Origin of the sequence: Terrisporobacter muris (assembly GCF_024621905.1) — a bacterium.
GTDB lineage: Bacteria > Bacillota > Clostridia > Peptostreptococcales > Peptostreptococcaceae > Terrisporobacter > Terrisporobacter muris.
Map to the genome: position 1 here is coordinate 1 of NZ_JANKBY010000553.1, position 1410 is coordinate 1410.

At 29.5% G+C, this 1410-nt stretch carries 1 protein-coding gene; it reads left to right on the forward strand.

What is annotated here, in order from left to right:
• Nucleotides 1-146 precede the first annotated feature (146 nt).
• The gene (locus tag NSA58_RS20220; RefSeq protein WP_039678818.1) at nt 147-1325 is read left to right on the forward strand and encodes a CD0519/CD1768 family membrane protein; all 1179 of its coding nucleotides are present in this window, start codon (nt 147-149) and stop codon (nt 1323-1325) included.
• The last annotated feature ends 85 nt before the right edge of the window (nt 1326-1410 follow it).

The following is a 1410-nucleotide window of genomic DNA, read 5'->3' on the forward strand; positions in this document are numbered from 1 at the left end:
TTAAAATCTATATGATGAATATTTTGAAAAATTAAAATTTATTTGCAATTTAAAATAATTATAATATGTTTGCAAATATAACAAAATTTGATTATACTTACTTATAAACATTAAAAAATTACAAATTTTAGAGGGGGAGACTTCAAATGGAGGCTGTATCGAAAAATAAACTAAGTCAAAAGAAAGTAAAAAACACAAATTTAGAAACTTTCATATTTTTAGCTGTATTAATAGGTGGATTTGGATATGTAGGTAGCATTATGGGAGTTGGAATTATGTTTAAAGTTATTATGAATACTGCTCATGATTTGCTTTTAAACACAGTGTTTTTAATAATGGCTATGGCAGTACTAGCAGGAGCTGTAAGTGCACTTTTCTCAGAGTTTGGTGTTATATCTTTGCTAAATAAGATATTTGCAATATTTATGAAACCTTTATATGGTATGCCAGGAGCTAGTATAATTGGAGCAATTACAACTTATTTATCTGATAATCCAGCTATAATTGCTTTTGCAAAAGATAAATCTTTCACAAAATATTTCAAAGACTATCAAATACCAGCATTATGTAATATAGGAACAGCATTTGGAATGGGTCTTATAGTTACAACTTTCATGATTTCACAAGGAAGTGAATATGTACTTCCAGCGCTTATAGGTAACTTAGGAGCAATAATAGGAAGTATTATAAGTGTTAGAATTATGCTTCACTTTACAAAAAAACATTATAATTATGATGCTAAAAAAGATGCATTACATAAAAGTGAAAAAATAGAAGAAGTACGAGAAGTTAGACCAGGAAATGTATTCCAAAGAGCATTAGAGTCAATGCTTGAAGGTGGTAAAAGTGGAGTAGAACTTGGTATGGCAATAATTCCAGGAGTATTAATTGTATGTACATTAGTTATGATTTTAACATTTGGACCATCGACTGATCCAGAAACAGGAAAAGCTATCTATACAGGTGTTGCCTATGAAGGTATAGGTTTACTTCCTATGATAGGTGAAAAATTAAACTTTATATTAGAACCTTTATTTGGATTTACTTCTCCAGAAGCGATTGCATTTCCTATTACATCATTAGGTGCAGTTGGGGCAGCAATGAGTTTAGTTCCTAAATTTATAACTGATGGAATAGTAACACCAAATGACATAGCAGTATTTACAGCAATGGGAATGTGCTGGAGTGGATATTTAAGTACACATGTTGGTATGATGGATGCATTGAATGCAAGATCTTTAACAGGAAAAGCAATTCTTTCACATACAATAGGTGGACTTTGTGCAGGTATATCAGCACACTTTATATTTATGCTTATTGCTTAAATATAAAAATTAAATAATTAGTATAAACTGAAAGCTGACTTCTTAAATTAATAGAAGTCAGCTTTTAATTTTTATTTAAAGAATA

Coding starts and splice junctions, on each gene's coding strand:
- NSA58_RS20220 (WP_039678818.1), top strand. CDS start 147: ATGGAGGCTGTATCGAAAAATAAACTAAGTCAAAAGAAAGTAAAAAAC.